Annotated in this window: 25 protein-coding genes; all 25 read left to right on the top strand. The window is 70.8% G+C overall.

From position 1 onward, the window contains the following. Positions 1-38: 38 nt before the first annotated feature. The 25 genes from IF46_RS0106180 (at position 39) to IF46_RS33135 (ending at position 13128) form a co-directional block, all read left to right on the top strand. Entirely contained in the window at positions 39-290 is a 252-nt protein-coding gene (locus IF46_RS0106180) for a hypothetical protein (RefSeq protein ID WP_030487306.1), read from the top strand. After that, complete coding sequence (locus IF46_RS0106175) at positions 287-535, top strand: hypothetical protein (RefSeq protein ID WP_030487305.1); 249 nt, start codon at positions 287-289, stop codon at positions 533-535. Before IF46_RS0106180 ends, IF46_RS0106175 begins: the two co-directional genes overlap by 4 nt. Then, positions 532-1083 (top strand): hypothetical protein, encoded by a 552-nt coding sequence (locus tag IF46_RS0106170; RefSeq protein ID WP_030487304.1) that lies wholly within the window; start codon positions 532-534, stop codon positions 1081-1083. Before IF46_RS0106175 ends, IF46_RS0106170 begins: the two co-directional genes overlap by 4 nt. After that, positions 1080-1331, top strand: coding sequence for a hypothetical protein (locus IF46_RS0106165; RefSeq protein WP_030487303.1), 252 nt, complete (start codon positions 1080-1082; stop codon positions 1329-1331). Before IF46_RS0106170 ends, IF46_RS0106165 begins: the two co-directional genes overlap by 4 nt. Next, positions 1331-2404, top strand: a complete 1074-nt coding sequence (locus IF46_RS0106160; protein WP_084597812.1) for a DNA cytosine methyltransferase — start codon at positions 1331-1333, stop codon at positions 2402-2404. Before IF46_RS0106165 ends, IF46_RS0106160 begins: the two co-directional genes overlap by 1 nt. Continuing rightward, positions 2404-2721, top strand: coding sequence for a hypothetical protein (locus IF46_RS0106155; RefSeq protein ID WP_157562685.1), 318 nt, complete (start codon positions 2404-2406; stop codon positions 2719-2721). Before IF46_RS0106160 ends, IF46_RS0106155 begins: the two co-directional genes overlap by 1 nt. After that, the gene (locus tag IF46_RS0106150) at positions 2721-3005 is read left to right on the top strand and encodes a hypothetical protein (protein WP_030487300.1); all 285 of its coding nucleotides are present in this window, start codon (positions 2721-2723) and stop codon (positions 3003-3005) included. The genes IF46_RS0106155 and IF46_RS0106150 overlap by 1 nt, the downstream gene beginning before the upstream one ends. Further along, positions 3002-3145: a hypothetical protein gene (locus IF46_RS34265; RefSeq protein ID WP_157562683.1), complete on the top strand. Its 144-nt coding sequence runs from the start codon at positions 3002-3004 to the stop codon at positions 3143-3145. Before IF46_RS0106150 ends, IF46_RS34265 begins: the two co-directional genes overlap by 4 nt. Next, the gene (locus tag IF46_RS0106140; RefSeq protein ID WP_030487299.1) at positions 3142-3756 is read left to right on the top strand and encodes a hypothetical protein; all 615 of its coding nucleotides are present in this window, start codon (positions 3142-3144) and stop codon (positions 3754-3756) included. The genes IF46_RS34265 and IF46_RS0106140 overlap by 4 nt, the downstream gene beginning before the upstream one ends. Beyond that, positions 3753-4139, top strand: coding sequence for a hypothetical protein (locus IF46_RS0106135; RefSeq protein ID WP_030487298.1), 387 nt, complete (start codon positions 3753-3755; stop codon positions 4137-4139). The genes IF46_RS0106140 and IF46_RS0106135 overlap by 4 nt, the downstream gene beginning before the upstream one ends. Next, positions 4136-4678, top strand: coding sequence for a hypothetical protein (locus IF46_RS34695; RefSeq protein WP_051723715.1), 543 nt, complete (start codon positions 4136-4138; stop codon positions 4676-4678). The genes IF46_RS0106135 and IF46_RS34695 overlap by 4 nt, the downstream gene beginning before the upstream one ends. Next, positions 4675-5121 carry a WhiB family transcriptional regulator gene (locus IF46_RS33140; protein ID WP_051723714.1) on the top strand — a complete coding sequence of 149 codons (447 nt, stop codon included), beginning with the start codon at positions 4675-4677 and terminating at the stop codon, positions 5119-5121. Before IF46_RS34695 ends, IF46_RS33140 begins: the two co-directional genes overlap by 4 nt. Then, complete coding sequence (locus IF46_RS0106120; RefSeq protein ID WP_030487296.1) at positions 5118-5444, top strand: hypothetical protein; 327 nt, start codon at positions 5118-5120, stop codon at positions 5442-5444. The genes IF46_RS33140 and IF46_RS0106120 overlap by 4 nt, the downstream gene beginning before the upstream one ends. Next, positions 5441-6310 (top strand): PD-(D/E)XK nuclease-like domain-containing protein, encoded by an 870-nt coding sequence (locus IF46_RS0106115; RefSeq protein ID WP_030487295.1) that lies wholly within the window; start codon positions 5441-5443, stop codon positions 6308-6310. Before IF46_RS0106120 ends, IF46_RS0106115 begins: the two co-directional genes overlap by 4 nt. Further along, entirely contained in the window at positions 6307-7119 is an 813-nt protein-coding gene (locus tag IF46_RS0106110; protein WP_036391237.1) for a hypothetical protein, read from the top strand. Before IF46_RS0106115 ends, IF46_RS0106110 begins: the two co-directional genes overlap by 4 nt. 3 nt (positions 7120-7122) lie before the next feature. Then, positions 7123-8118, top strand: coding sequence for a helix-turn-helix domain-containing protein (locus IF46_RS0106105; RefSeq protein WP_030487293.1), 996 nt, complete (start codon positions 7123-7125; stop codon positions 8116-8118). Positions 8119-8216: 98 nt separating this feature from the next. After that, positions 8217-8711, top strand: coding sequence for a hypothetical protein (locus tag IF46_RS0106100; RefSeq protein WP_157562680.1), 495 nt, complete (start codon positions 8217-8219; stop codon positions 8709-8711). Beyond that, the gene (locus IF46_RS0106095) at positions 8708-10249 is read left to right on the top strand and encodes a hypothetical protein (RefSeq protein WP_030487291.1); all 1542 of its coding nucleotides are present in this window, start codon (positions 8708-8710) and stop codon (positions 10247-10249) included. The genes IF46_RS0106100 and IF46_RS0106095 overlap by 4 nt, the downstream gene beginning before the upstream one ends. A gap of 112 nt (positions 10250-10361) precedes the next feature. After that, positions 10362-10556 (top strand): hypothetical protein, encoded by a 195-nt coding sequence (locus IF46_RS34260; RefSeq protein WP_157562678.1) that lies wholly within the window; start codon positions 10362-10364, stop codon positions 10554-10556. Positions 10557-10566: 10 nt separating this feature from the next. Further along, entirely contained in the window at positions 10567-10764 is a 198-nt protein-coding gene (locus tag IF46_RS0106090) for a hypothetical protein (RefSeq protein WP_030487290.1), read from the top strand. Continuing rightward, positions 10761-11516, top strand: coding sequence for a hypothetical protein (locus IF46_RS0106085; protein ID WP_051723713.1), 756 nt, complete (start codon positions 10761-10763; stop codon positions 11514-11516). Before IF46_RS0106090 ends, IF46_RS0106085 begins: the two co-directional genes overlap by 4 nt. Beyond that, positions 11513-11758, top strand: a complete 246-nt coding sequence (locus IF46_RS0106080) for a hypothetical protein (protein WP_030487288.1) — start codon at positions 11513-11515, stop codon at positions 11756-11758. The genes IF46_RS0106085 and IF46_RS0106080 overlap by 4 nt, the downstream gene beginning before the upstream one ends. A gap of 68 nt (positions 11759-11826) precedes the next feature. Next, on the top strand, positions 11827-12117 hold the full coding sequence (locus tag IF46_RS0106075) for a hypothetical protein (protein ID WP_030487287.1): 291 nt from the start codon (positions 11827-11829) through the stop codon (positions 12115-12117). Positions 12118-12172: 55 nt separating this feature from the next. Further along, complete coding sequence (locus IF46_RS0106070) at positions 12173-12514, top strand: hypothetical protein (protein ID WP_030487286.1); 342 nt, start codon at positions 12173-12175, stop codon at positions 12512-12514. A gap of 287 nt (positions 12515-12801) precedes the next feature. Beyond that, complete coding sequence (locus tag IF46_RS33135; RefSeq protein WP_051723712.1) at positions 12802-13128, top strand: endonuclease VII domain-containing protein; 327 nt, start codon at positions 12802-12804, stop codon at positions 13126-13128. Positions 13129-13142: the final 14 nt, after the last annotated feature.

Here is a 13142-nt window from a genome sequence, read left to right as displayed (position 1 = left end):
GTCCGCAGGGGCGTCCGAACCGAAAGGCAGGTTACCCGATGGAACCGCAGACCTGGTTCTTCACCTTCGGGGAGAACCACACCTTCCCCGGCACGGGGGAGCCGCTCGACTTCCGCTTCACGAAGGTGCGTGGCACCCGTGATGAGGCCACCGCCCAGATGCGCCGCCACTTCGGCGACCAGTGGCAGGGCCCGTTCCCCACCGCCGAGCAGGCCCGGGTTGTCGACTTCGGGTTGTCGCGGCTGCGGTCGAAGTTCTGGCCGAAGGCCGCCGCCGAGGTGACCCGATGAGCGCCGTGATCCGCGCCGCCGGCTTCGACAACTTCCGCCAAGCCCTGGCCGACGCCACCGACGAGCAGGTCACCGCCACCGAGGCGTACTGGGCGGACCGGACCGGGTCCAGTGCCGCCACCCACCGGGAGCTGGTCTGCAAGGAGGTCGAGTTCCGGCAGGCCGTGGCCCACGACATCGACACCGCCCACGCGGCCCTGGTCTCCGCGATGGCCCCGCCCACCCGATGGGAGGCACGGCGATGAGCCACACCGATCGCATCCTCAACCAGCGGCACCTCGACACGATGGTCGCCCTCGACACCATCACCCTGCTCGCCGCCCGCGTCCGCAAGCTCCTGTCGTACGACCGCCGGATCTCCATGACCCAGCGGTACACCTACACCACCAGCGCCCCCGAGCTGCTCGTCGGCTGCACCCTCGACACCAAGGCCCGCAACGGCGGAATCGTCGAGGGCGGCGACGACACCGGCCGCTACTTCGGCGTCTACCTCCGACCCGGCCTACTCACCGGCTTCGGGTTCTCCGCCTACGCCTCCGACGGCAACGCCACCGAGGCCGAGGCGTGGAAGAGGTACCACGCCGGCAAGGACACAACCGACCACTGGCACAAGCGCCGCAACATGATCCGACTGACGATCAACGGCGGCATGGACGGCGACTCCGGTCCGGCCCGCGACGACCTGATCGTGGTCCGCGCGTGGAACGAACACGGTGTCTGCGAAGAGAGGGTCATCGGCTTCGACACCGCCGCCTACTGGGCCGCGCGTGACACCGAGGGCGGTGCGTCGTGATCGACCTCGGCAGCATCAGCGTCATCGTCGACCGGCCCGGAGCCACCCCCGCACCCCGGCCCACCCCGCAACCCAAACCCACCGCCGACAACCCGCTGCCCAGCCGCATCGGCCCCACCGTCACCGACGCCGCCGGCTACACGGCATGGCTGGACACGCTGAGCCTCGACGAGCTGATCAACGAGTGCCGGCGCGGTGAAGCCGAGATCGAGTGGACCACCGGCAAGAGCATCGGGCAGGTGGCGTGATGCGCTCTCTCGACCTCTTCGCCGGCCCCGGCGGCTGGGACATCGCCGCACACGGCCTCGGATGGGACGTCGACGGAGTGGAAATCTCCACCGACGCCAAGGCCACCCGCGCCGCTGCCGGGCTGAAGACCATCGCCGACGACGTACGCGACGTCGACCCGATGCCCGGCGAGTACGACGCGCTGATCGCCTCGCCGCCGTGTCAGTCGTTCAGCGCCGCTGGCCTGGGCGCGGGACGTCGGGCGTTGGACGCGGTGCTGCACGGGGTGCGCCGCTACGCCCTCGGGGAGCGGCCCGCGTTCGCCGAGCTGGCCGACCTGACCGGCGACGAGCGCACCGCCCTGGTGCTGGAGCCGCTGCGGGTGGCGCTGGCGATGCGCCCGACGTTCATCGCCTGGGAGCAGGTCCCGCCGGTGCTGCCCGTGTGGCAGGCCTGCGCGGACGTGCTCCGGACCGCCGGCTACTCGGCCGCCGCGGGCTACCTGCACGCCGAGCAGTACGGGGTTCCGCAGACCCGCAAGCGGGCGTTTCTGCTCGCCCGGCGCGATGGCCAGCCTGCCGCCCTGCCGACACCGACGCACTCGCGGTACCACTCCCGCACGCCGGACCGGCTCGACCCGGGCGTCGCGAAGTGGGTCAGCATGGCCGACGCCCTCGGCTGGCAGGACGCGCCCGTCGAGGCAGTCAAGCGCATGGGCCGGGGCATGGTCGAGCGGCACGGGGAGCGCCCCGGCCGGTCGATCGACGCGCCGGCATTCACGGTCCGCGCGGCCGCCGGTGGTACCGAGCCGGGTGGCTTCGTGTGGAAGTTGCGGTCTGGTCAGTCATGGGAAGGCCGGGTCATCGAGCGCCGGATCGACCGACCTTCCCTGACGCTTCTCGGCAGCGCCAACAGGTGCCGATGGGAGCGGGGCGAGGAGACCCGCAAGGTCACGGTCGATGAGGTCGCCACCTTGCAGACCTTCCCCGCCGACTTCCCGTTTCAGGGCGGCAAAAGCGCGCAGCTGCTCCAGGTTGGCAACGCCGCCCCGCCGAAGCTCACCCGCGCTGTCCTGACCGCGGCGGTGGCGTGATGACCACACCACTCCCGCCGGTCTGCCGCCCCTGCCAGGACGCCAGAGACCGGTGGCTCGACAGCCGGCCGTCCCAGGTTCTGCCCCGACTCGGGTTCACCTACGGATCAGGCGCCCGACACGACACGACGACCGCCGGAATCCACGACAACCACCGCTCCCGATACGAGCGGTGGCGGCAGTTGGTCAAGTCCAACCGGGATCTGATCGCCCGCACCTGCCGCGAACAGGGCCACACCGAGGTTCCTGCCGAGAAGGTGCCTGCCGTCATCGAGCTGCCGCTGCTCGACCTGATCGTCGCAGAGGAGGCCGCGTGATGGCCCGCCTCATCCTCGCCGTAGCCGCCCTCGCCCTGGTCATCGCCGCAGCCGTCTACGTCGGCGAAGTCATCGGCGAGCGCCGCGCCAACCGCAGCATCACCGCCGACCTTCAGACGCTCAGCTCAGAGCTGCACACCCAGTACGCGGCGCTGCTGGCCATCCCCGGCGACGACTACCCGGCCATCCTGCACGGCCGGATGGTCGCCGACGAGCACCGCGAGCGCTGGTTGCCAGCCCTCGACCGGCTCGCCGGCCGCAAGCACCTGCGGAGGGTCGCGTGACCCGCCTGCGGATGGCCCTCGACGCCATCGCCGCCGTCGTCACCGCACCCTTCACCCGCCCCGACCCCTGCTGCGACTACGAGGCGCTGGCCGAGGCCATCTGCGCCCAGGCCGCCCGCACGAACGGAGACAAGCCGTGACCGACACCTTCCCCGAGGCCCGCCGCTGGGTCGATGACTACGCAACCACCACAGGCGGGGCCAAGGCCTACGTCGCGCACCAGCTCGCCAATGCCGCCGCCGGGTTGCTCGCCAAGGTCGACGAGCTGCACACCCAGTTGACCGACAGCCGCACCGAGCGGGACAGCGCCGAGCTGGCCGAGACCCGCGCGCAGCGAGACCTCAACAGCGACCTCCTCGACGGTGCCGCCAAGGCGCTGGGCATGGACCTCACGGACCCGGATGTGCACTACGCCTACGAGATCCCGACCAAGGTCGCCGAGCTGGTCGCGGACCGGGATGGACTCATCAAGGTCTTAGCGAAAGCCATCGTCGACCTCAACGAGACCACCGCCGCCCTCGCCAAGTCCCGCGAGCAGGCCGCCAACCTCGCCAACGAGAACGGCCGGCTCGTCTCCGAGAACGCCCGGGTACGGCAGCAGCGCGACGACCTGAAGGCAGTCGTCGAGGCCGTGAGGGTGTGGCGCGAATCCAGCGACGTCCAAACGGTCGGCCTCGACGACGAGGGCATGGCACTGGTCGATGCCTACGACGCCTACGAGATCGACCGCACCCAGGCGGTGGCGTCGTGAGCTACGACCTCCACGACGGCACCGTCCACGCCTGGGCCACCAACCCCACCCCACCGGCCACCTGGCGGCAACGCCTCACCCAGTGGATCGGACTCGACCGGCAGACCAGCACCGGCGGACGGCACCGCCCCGGCAACGTTCGCCCCGTCGACCCCGGACACCTCCTCACCCCCGCCGCCCTGCAACTCGCCACCCGCACCACCGAGGCCGTGCACGCCGACGTCGACCAAGACACCGGCTTCTGGGCACCCCGCGACATCAAGCCCACCGGGGCGTGGACCCAACCGGCGGGCGTCGCCACCGACGACGAGATCCAGCAGTGGGCCGCCGACGGGGCGGCCATCGACGACCAGACCACCACCACGGGGGAGGAGGACCAGTGACGAACGAATACGGACCCGACAAGACCTGCCAGCGCACCGCCTGCGCGACCGAGCCGGCGCACTTGGGCGGGGAGCACATCGACCCGCGCAGCGAGCGCTACGACGGACCGAGCACCACCCTCAACGCTCTGGGCGCCGGGCCGCGTAAGGCCGCTCGCGCGCTGCTCGCCGCTGGGGCTCCGATGCCCGAGGTCGTCGACATGGCCAAGGAGATCCTCCGGCTCAAGGGGCAGGTCGCCGCCGAGCAGGTCGACAAGGACCGCCAGGTCCGGGCCGCCGGTGACCGGGCGCTGGACTGCACCGAGCACGGCAAGGTCATCGCCGACCTGGAGAAGCAGGTCCACCACTTCGACCAGCGCGCCGCCGCCTACGACAAGTCCCGCCTCACCTGCGTGAGCGGACTGCACGAGATCGGCGAGCACCTGAGTGCACTTCAGGCCAAGGCCAAGCAGGGCGGGCAGTTGCCGTCCAGCAAGGAACTGGTCGACGCACTCGCCAAGGCCGTCGCGAAGCTGAGCGAGCGGGGGCGGGTGAAGTGAGCGCGGCGACCCTGACCCGACTGGCCCTGCCGCTCGACGCCAACTGGCGGCTGCGGGGGCACTGCGTCACCCGGCCCGTCGATCCCGACGTCATGTACCCCGACCACGACGCCGAGGACAGGGCCCGCGCCAAGCGCCAGTGCGGCGGCTGCCCCGTCCAGCGCGAGTGCTTCATCGACTCGATCGACCAGCGGGACTTCGAGGGCGTACGGGCCGGGATGACCGGCGGAGAGCGCAAGGCGTGGTTCGACGAGCACCACCCCGACGGCAAGCGGCTCAGCGCCGAGCGGGCCGGACGCGGCAAGACCACGCCCATGGGCTGCGCGCGCTGCCAGGTGCCACGCCTCCAGCACGCGGCGAAAGACCACTCCTACCGGCCGCCGGCCATGCGCACCGTGCTGGCCCGCGCCGCCGCACTCAAGAACGGGAGCAAGGCCGCATGACCGCCATCGAACAGATCACCCTTTTCGGGCCGCCCGTGCCCGTTGAGGTCGCCCCGCCGCGCAAGGTCGACGGCGTCCAGTGGGCCAGCTACAACCCCGTCAAGCGCGTCCAGTGCCAGCACTGCGTGCTCGTCACCCACGAGCAGCGCGGCGCCGGGCCGGTCGACATCCGCAGCGCCAAGCGGCGGCGGGTCACCAGTGACGGGGAGCTGCTGCTCTGCAAGGACCACGCCGACCGCCAGTACGCCGAGGACGAAGCGGCCGGGCTGGTCGGCAAGGACAAGAAGGTCGCCTCGAAGCGCAAGCAGAGGCCGGCGTCATGACCACCACCGAGGTCATCGTCACCGAGCCCGGCCTATACCCGGGTATGCCCGAGGACGTCTACCACGCTGACCCGGTTCCCGGCGGCAGCCTGTCATCGACCGGCGCCCGGAAGCTGCTGCCGCCGTCCTGCCCGGCCAAGTTCCGGCACTGGCTCGACTACGGGCAGGCGCCCAAGGACGCATTCGACCTTGGCCACGCCGCACACCTGAAGGTGCTCGGGACCGGCGCCGAACTGGTCGTGGTGGAGGCCCCGGACTGGCGCACCAAGGCCGCCAAGGAGGCGAAGGCCGCCGCGCACGCTGCGGGCAAGGTACCGCTGCTGGAGTCCGACCACGAGCGTGTGGTCGACATGGCCGCCGCCGTGCGCCGGCACCCCATCGCCGGGCCGCTGCTCGCGCCCGAGGCTGGGCAGGCGGAGGTGTCCGCGTTCTGGATCGACCAGGCCACCGGCGTGTGGTGCCGCGCCCGCTACGACTTCCTCCGCCACGCCGTGCCCGGCCGGCGCCGACTCATCGTCGACTACAAGACCACGACCTGCGCCGACCCGGAGACCATCCGCCGGACCGTCAACAGCTTCGGCTACTTCCAGCAGGACGCCCACTACGGCGACGGTGCCGTACGGCTCGGCCTCGCCGACGACCCCGCGTTCGTCCTCGTCTTCCAGGAGACCGAGGCCCCGTACCTCATCACCGTCGTGCAGCTGGATCCGGTCGCCCGACGCATCGGCCGCGACCTCAACGCGCAGGCCCTCGGCATCTACGCCGAGTGCGTCCGCGCCGACGAGTGGCCCGGCTACAGCAACGACATCGAACTCATCGCCCTGCCCGCGTGGGTGGAGCGCCAGCACACCAAGGAGATCTGGTGACCAACGCCATCGACCGCATCACCGCGCCCGCCATCCCCACCCCGGCGCACCTCGGCCAGGCCACCGCCATCGAGCAGTCCAGGGCCGTCGCCGAAGTTCAGGCCGCCGTCGTCGCCGCGAAGCAGATGCCCCGTGACATCGACCGGGCGCTGGCCGACATGCGCCGCTCCTGCGGGCAGCCGGCGCTGGCGTCGCGCGCGTTCTTCAACTTCCCGCGCGCCGGGCAGACCGTCTCGGGGCCGTCCATCCACCTCGCCCGGGACCTCGCCCGATGCTGGGGAAACATCCAGTACGGCATCGCTGAGCTGCGCCGCGACGACGCCGCCGGCATCAGCGAGATGCAGGCGTTCGCGTGGGACGTCGAGACCAACACCCGCAGCGCCTCGATCTTCATCGTCCCGCACAAGAAGGACACCCGCGGCGGGGCCAAAGACATCACCGACCTGCGCGACATCTACGAGAACAACGCCAACCAGGGCGCACGCCGCGTCCGTGAGGCCATCTTCGCCATCTTGCCCACCTGGTTCACCGAGGAGGCGCAGGAGTTGTGCCAGAAGACGCTGGCCAGCCCCAGCGGTCCGGACCTGGCCCAGAAGATCGGCACGGCGATCAAGGCGTTCGAGCGGCGCGGGATCACCCTCGAGCAGTTGGAGCAGAAGGTCGGCGTCAAGCGAGCCGACTGGACGGGCGAGGAGTTCGCGCAACTCGACGTGCTGTTCGGCTCGCTGCGCCGCGGGGACATCAGCCAGGACGAGGCGTTCCCGCCGGCTCGGGTCACCGCTGACGACTACGCCCCTGCGGGTGCGTGAGCCATGGCCACCGCGACCGCTCATCGCTCGACCGTCACCCCGCATCGGACCGTGAAGGACCGGATGCCGCCGACCTGCCGGCTGCACCCCGCAGCCCGTCAGGCTGGCTGCCCCGCCTGCCGAGCCCGGGACGCCTGGTACAACCGCCAGCGCCGCCGCCAACTCAGCGCCGGCACCTGGCAGCCACTCACCCCCACCGGCCCGGTCGCCGCGCACATCGAGTCCCTGCTCACCGCCGGGTGGACGCTGCGCCAGATCGCCGAGAAGGCCGGCGTCGATCAGGGCGCCATCAGCGACATCCGGCGCGGCCGGCGCGCACGGGGCGTCACCGCGCTCATGGCCGCCACCCTGCTCGGCGTCACCGGACCCGCCCCCGAAGGCTGGACCGTGCCCAGCGTCGGCACCCGCCGCCGGCTGCGCGCGCTCGGGGCCATCGGCTACACCCGCCCGCACCTCGCCCGGCTGCTCGGGGTCAGCACGTGGGTCATCAACCAGTGGCTCGAAAGCGAGCGGGTCCTCACCACCACCCGCGACAGGGTCAAGGCGGTGTTCGACGAGTACTGCCTGATCCCCGGCCCGAGCGAAGCCGCACGCCGCCGGGCGAAGTACTTCGGGTCACCGCCACCGCTCGCCTGGGACGACATCGACGACCCGAACGAGCAACCCAACCTCGGCGACACCAAGCGCAGCGACGACTACGACGAGACCACCGTCGGCCAAGCGTGCGAGGGCCGGCTCACCTACGCGCAGATCGCCATGCACCGACCCGACCTCATCGAAACCGTGCGCCGGCTCGCCAAGACCCTCACCGACGCCGAGATCGGCCACCTCCTGCGCTGGCCCGGCGCCAACGACCAGCGCACCGCGCGCAGCCCCAGCCGGGCCACCAACTCCATCACCAAGGTGCGCCTCGACAACGGCATCCCCGCCTGCTCGCGGCCCCCATCCATCGCCCCACGCATCCGCACCGGCACCCGCCGCACCACCCAGGCCGCCTGATGACGGCCCGCCCTGACACCGGAACCGGCCGGGACGCCCGCGCTCACGTCGCGGCAGGGCCCCACACCACGACCACCACGACCAACAGGGGGGACCTGATGACCAGCACCACCCCAAGCGCCGACGAGGTCCGCGCCCTGCCGTACCAGGACACCGCCCAGCGCGCTGTCGCCGCCCTCACCAGCGGACAGGAGACGTTCACGCTCACGCAGGTCGCCTACCTCACCGCCCTCGCTTTCCAGATGGGCGTAGCCACCGCCGACGGACCGTCCGACGACCCCGCGCTGTGGAACCTCGCCTACCAGGCCGGCTACATCAACGGAAACGACGACGGCGAAGAACGCACCCTCGCCGAGGTCTGGGAAGGGCTGCGGTACGCGTTTAGCGGACCCAGGCGCAAGGCCCGCGACGGCGTACCCGGCAACCTCACCGCCGCCGACGCCCTCTGGTGGCACAACGAGGCCGTCAAGCGACGCGACGCCCGCCGGGCCGCCGACCGAGCCGTGCCCCGCGCCGGTGACTTCCCCGGCGGCAGCCGCGGCGTCGACTGGGAGACCGGCCGCCCGGTGCGCGAACTCCGGGTGGCGGCGTGACCACCGTAGACATGGACCTGCCCGTCAGCGAGTACGACGGCGAGCTCTGGCCCGAAGGCTGGGAAGAGTTCGAGCCCGCCGCCGAGGTCGCCCAGCAGGCACTCAACTCCGGCGCCACCACCGTGCCGCTGGTCAATCTGCCCGACGCGTTCTGGAGCAGCCGGCCCCTGTTCAAGCACATCCGCGAAGCCGCCTGGGCGTCCGTCACCTCCGCCGACGCCGTCCTCGGATCGCTGCTGGCCCGCGCCTCGGCGATGGTCCACCACCACATCAAGTTCGACTCCGGCCGCGGCCCCACCGGCTCGCTCAACACCTTCGTCAACCTCATCGGCCCGTCCGGCGCCGGCAAGACCGAGGCGATGCGCACCGCCACCCGACTGATCCTGCCGCCCCGCTACCTGGCCCGCCTCGACGGCACCCCAGACCCGGAGCTGTACCGCGACGGCATCGGCCTCGGCACCGGCGAGGGTATGGCCGAGGCGTACATGGGCTGGATCCAACAGGAGACCGGCGAGCTCGACCGCAAGGGCGAACCGAAGACGGAGAAGGTCCGCGCCCAGGTCCGGCACAACGCGTTCTTCTACGCCGACGAGGGCCAGACCCTCACCAAGATGATGAAGGAGCGCCAGGGGACCACCGTCGGCATGGCGATCCGCACCGCCTGGACTGGTGGGGCACTCGGGCAGGCCAACGCCCGCGAGGAGAACACCCGCTTCCTGCCGGACGGCTCGTACGCGATGGGCATGCTCATCGGCTACCAGCCGAAAGTCGCTCAGGATCTGCTCGCCGACGGTGGGCCGGGCACCCCGCAGCGGTTCCTGTGGCTGTCGGCGATCGACCCGCACATCCCCGACGAGCCGGTGCCGCTGCCCGACCCGACGCGGCTCACCCTCGGCGGCGACCTGGTCCGCGACATCAACCCGGTCGTCACGTTCCCGCCGGACCTGCGGGCGCAGCTGCGGCGGGAGCAGTTGGCCCGCCAGCGCGGCGAGGTGGTCGTCGACGAGCTCGACTCGCACGTGCCGCTGATGCGCTGCAAGCTCGCCGCCCTCCTGGCTCTGCTCGATGAGCGGTTCGAGGTCACCTGGGAGGACTGGGAGCTCGGCGGACTGATCTGGGCCACGTCGTGCGCCGTCCGTGACCGGCTCATCGAGTTCGGCCGGCAGGAGGCCGAGATGACCCGACAGGCGCAGCTGGAGAAGCGGCGGCAGGAGGCCGTAGCGATCCGCCTGGCCGAGCGTGGCGTCGACTCGACGGTGGAGCGGGTGGCGGCCTGGATCTGCGACAAGGTCCGCGAGAAGGGCCCGATCGCGAAGGGGAAGTTGCGCAAGCTCCTGCCGGCCCGGGACCGCGATTGGTTCGAGCCCGGTCTATCTCACGCCGAGGCGCTGCGGTGGGCAGTCATCGATGAAGACCGCTTCGTCAAGCCCGGTCCGGCACGCGTGGACAGGGGGGGTGGACAGGTGGACACGTGTCCACCCCCTGGGGGCGAAAAAGGGGCTCCAGAGGCCGAAATCGGGGATCGCGGAAATGAGTGACGAAATGACTACGGAGAGCCACATGGGCCCTGACCTCTATAAAGAAAGATCAACTAACAAAAAAACCCCTGACTACGTGACGCGCGCGAGGCGAAACCGCGAGGGGTCGGGGGTGGACATGTCCACCTGTCCACCCCCCAGCCCGGATGTCCACCCCACGGACCCCGAGCCCGTCGGTCCTCTTGCCGAGCAGTTCCTCGACCGGCTCGCAGCGCAAGACACCGACCCGGCCGCCCGCCGCCGCGCCGTCCTCGACCGCCTCAGCCGCGCCAACACCACCAACCCACTCGTCCGCCCCAAGCCCTGAGGAGCCCGCCATGACCCAGCCGACCCAGACCGCCGAACACCACGCGCCGCTGCTTGCCCTCACCGCCGACGAGACCCAGGCGGTCATCAAGGGCGCGCTGATCTTCTACGCCGGAGAGGGAGCCATGGACGGCGACACCTACCACGCGCTGCACGACGCGCTCGTCAAGCTGTTCCCCGCGAAGGCCACCACCGAGGTGAAGCCGTGACCGCCCCCAAGGTGCTCGGCCTCGACCTTTCACTCACGTGCACCGGCGTTGCCGGCAACGGCTGGACCGACACCATCGAGCCCGTCAAGCGCGGCGCCGCCTTCCGCGACCGCAAGGACAAGACCCGCGACCGGCAACTGCGCGACGCCTACCGGCACCACCGGCTCCGCACCATCCGTCAGCCGATGAGCGCCTACCTCGGATGCGCCGACCTGGTCGTCATGGAAGGTCTCGCGTTTGACGCCCACGACACCGACCGGCAGCAAGCCGGCTTGTCCTGGATGGTCCGCGACTCCCTCTGGCACTGGGAGGTCCCGTACGCCGTTGTCTCGCCGTCCGTGCTTAAGCAGTTCGTCACCGGCGACGCGTTCGCCAGCAAGGACGACGTCAAGGCCACCATCGCCGACTGGTTCGCCTGGTTCGACGGCGGCCATGACGAAGCCGACGCCGCCGGCCTCATGGCCATGGGCTACGCGCACCTCGGGATGCCGCTCGGCCCGCTGCTGGAGCACCAGGTGACCGCCCTGGGCAAGGCGGCGTGGCCAGAGATGCCCGCGCCCTGCGCCCACGAATGGCACGGCGCGGACGGTGGGCGCTGCCCCGGCTGCGGTTGGGACTCCCACCCGATCCCCGCCGGGCCGACCCCGCCGATTGTGCTGGACGACTTCCCGGACGTGGCCTTGGTGCCGGGCCAGGCCGGACGGCACGCCGGCACCCACACCATCGACCTGCCCGCACAGGAGGCGTCGTGAAGCCCGACCGCGCTTGCCCCGACTACCCGAACGAATGCGTCCACCCATGGGCGCACGCCCGCACCTACGAAGAGGTGAAGGCGGCCGAGGCGAGGTACGAGATCGACGACACCGTGAACATCAACTTTCGTGGAGCGGTGGTAACGGCGGTCAGCGCGCGCGGGGCGATCCAGGTCCAAAGCGCGGGCTGCTCGTTCTGGGTCCACCCGGACGACAGCGACACCGAGATCACCCGGTGCTGACTCCAACGACCCATGCCCCTAAAAGCAGCGTTCTGCCCCTACAGATGGATCTAGAGAAGGAAACAGAGATGACCGAGCCGAATCCAACCGTCGTGGAGCCGGACCCTTCGCTGGTCCTGCTGCTCTCTGACGAACTGCGCCGCTCCGCCGAGGCGGGAGAGACGAACGTCGCCGCCGCCGAGCGCGTCCTGACGGTTCTCACCGTCCAAGGCCGGGTGCTCAACCCGAGCAGCGACGTGCACGACGTGTGCGGAGCCATCGCCCGTTTGGTCCGCGCCACCGTCATCGGCAGCGCGCAGGAAGCCGTAGCCCGTGCCGCCTATCGGGCTGCTCTGGCCGAGGCCCAGCACACCGGTTAACTCCCATTAACCCGTGAGATCCACAGACAAGACGATCACTAAAGGAGAGATCGACATGCCCACCACAGCCATCACGACTCCGGTCGCCGACATGTCCAACATCGAGTTGGTGTGTGCTGCCGCCACCGCCGCCCGTGGCGGACCCCGACCGCAGGGCGGTTCATGGGTGCTCGGCCGCTTGGGTGACTCGCTGGCCGAGTTGCTGGAGCAGGTCGCCGAGAACTACGACACCGACCGCGACGACAGCCCGGAGTGCCCGAACTGCTGCGCTGGCAGCATCCCGTGCGGCCCGCACCCGCCGATCGACTTCCACTCCGTCTGCGGGGGGCCGGTCGACCAGTGCACCTGCCTCGACCCGGCGGTGCGGGTCGCCCGCGCGCTCCTGAGTCAGCCGTGACCACTGACGTCGCCGTGCGGCACGAGCTGGGCGACCACCTCGCCCAGCTCACCGCCGCCTACCTCGCCACCCTCCACCCCAACACCGCCAAGGCCGCCCTGCATCGCGATAACTGACGAATGGAGATCGACGTGACCGACGTAGTCGCGCGGACGTGCCCGACATGCAGAAAGCTCCGCCCGGCGGACGACTTCCGCTCTGCGGGCCATCGCGCACAGTGCGGGCAATGCCGTGAGCGGACGAACGTCGCAGCCCGTGAAGCGCGCGACGGGTGGTCACCAGCTCGTGTGACGCACCTCTGGCGGCGGTATCGGATCCGCCCGGCCGAGTACGACCGCCTGCGGGAGGAGCAGGACTACTGCTGCGCTATCTGCGGCATCCACGAGTGCGACCTTCCGGTCCTGCGGTCGGGGCGTCCTCGCCTCGACGGGCAGCCGGCCGCCCAGCCGTTCCGACTGGTGGTGGATCACTGCCACGGCTCCGGCCAAGTGCGCGGGCTGCTCTGCCAGGACTGCAACATCGCCATCGGCTGCGCCAAGGACTCGCCGGAGATTCTGCGCGCGGCGATCACCTACTTGGAGGCACGCAACGGTGCCTCCAGCCCTCGTTCGTGAGAGCTGACATTCCC

Origin of the sequence: Micromonospora chokoriensis, from assembly GCF_000718555.1 — a bacterium.
Taxonomy (GTDB): Bacteria; Actinomycetota; Actinomycetes; order Mycobacteriales; family Micromonosporaceae; genus Micromonospora; species Micromonospora chokoriensis_B.
Note: the sequence above shows the minus strand (reverse complement) of the source record. Positions and strands in the feature narration are given on the sequence as shown.

Bases quoted from the DNA above. Each gene is read 5' to 3' on its own strand.
- IF46_RS0106180 (WP_030487306.1), top strand. From the start codon at position 39: ATGGAACCGCAGACCTGGTTCTTCACCTTCGGGGAGAACCACACCTTC.
- IF46_RS0106175 (WP_030487305.1), top strand. From the start codon at position 287: ATGAGCGCCGTGATCCGCGCCGCCGGCTTCGACAACTTCCGCCAAGCC.
- IF46_RS0106170 (WP_030487304.1), top strand. From the start codon at position 532: ATGAGCCACACCGATCGCATCCTCAACCAGCGGCACCTCGACACGATG.
- IF46_RS0106160 (WP_084597812.1), top strand. From the start codon at position 1,331: ATGCGCTCTCTCGACCTCTTCGCCGGCCCCGGCGGCTGGGACATCGCC.
- IF46_RS0106155 (WP_157562685.1), top strand. From the start codon at position 2,404: ATGACCACACCACTCCCGCCGGTCTGCCGCCCCTGCCAGGACGCCAGA.
- IF46_RS0106150 (WP_030487300.1), top strand. From the start codon at position 2,721: ATGGCCCGCCTCATCCTCGCCGTAGCCGCCCTCGCCCTGGTCATCGCC.
- IF46_RS0106120 (WP_030487296.1), top strand. From the start codon at position 5,118: ATGACCGCCATCGAACAGATCACCCTTTTCGGGCCGCCCGTGCCCGTT.
- IF46_RS0106115 (WP_030487295.1), top strand. From the start codon at position 5,441: ATGACCACCACCGAGGTCATCGTCACCGAGCCCGGCCTATACCCGGGT.
- IF46_RS0106105 (WP_030487293.1), top strand. From the start codon at position 7,123: ATGGCCACCGCGACCGCTCATCGCTCGACCGTCACCCCGCATCGGACC.
- IF46_RS0106100 (WP_157562680.1), top strand. From the start codon at position 8,217: ATGACCAGCACCACCCCAAGCGCCGACGAGGTCCGCGCCCTGCCGTAC.
- IF46_RS0106090 (WP_030487290.1), top strand. From the start codon at position 10,567: ATGACCCAGCCGACCCAGACCGCCGAACACCACGCGCCGCTGCTTGCC.
- IF46_RS0106075 (WP_030487287.1), top strand. From the start codon at position 11,827: ATGACCGAGCCGAATCCAACCGTCGTGGAGCCGGACCCTTCGCTGGTC.
- IF46_RS0106070 (WP_030487286.1), top strand. From the start codon at position 12,173: ATGCCCACCACAGCCATCACGACTCCGGTCGCCGACATGTCCAACATC.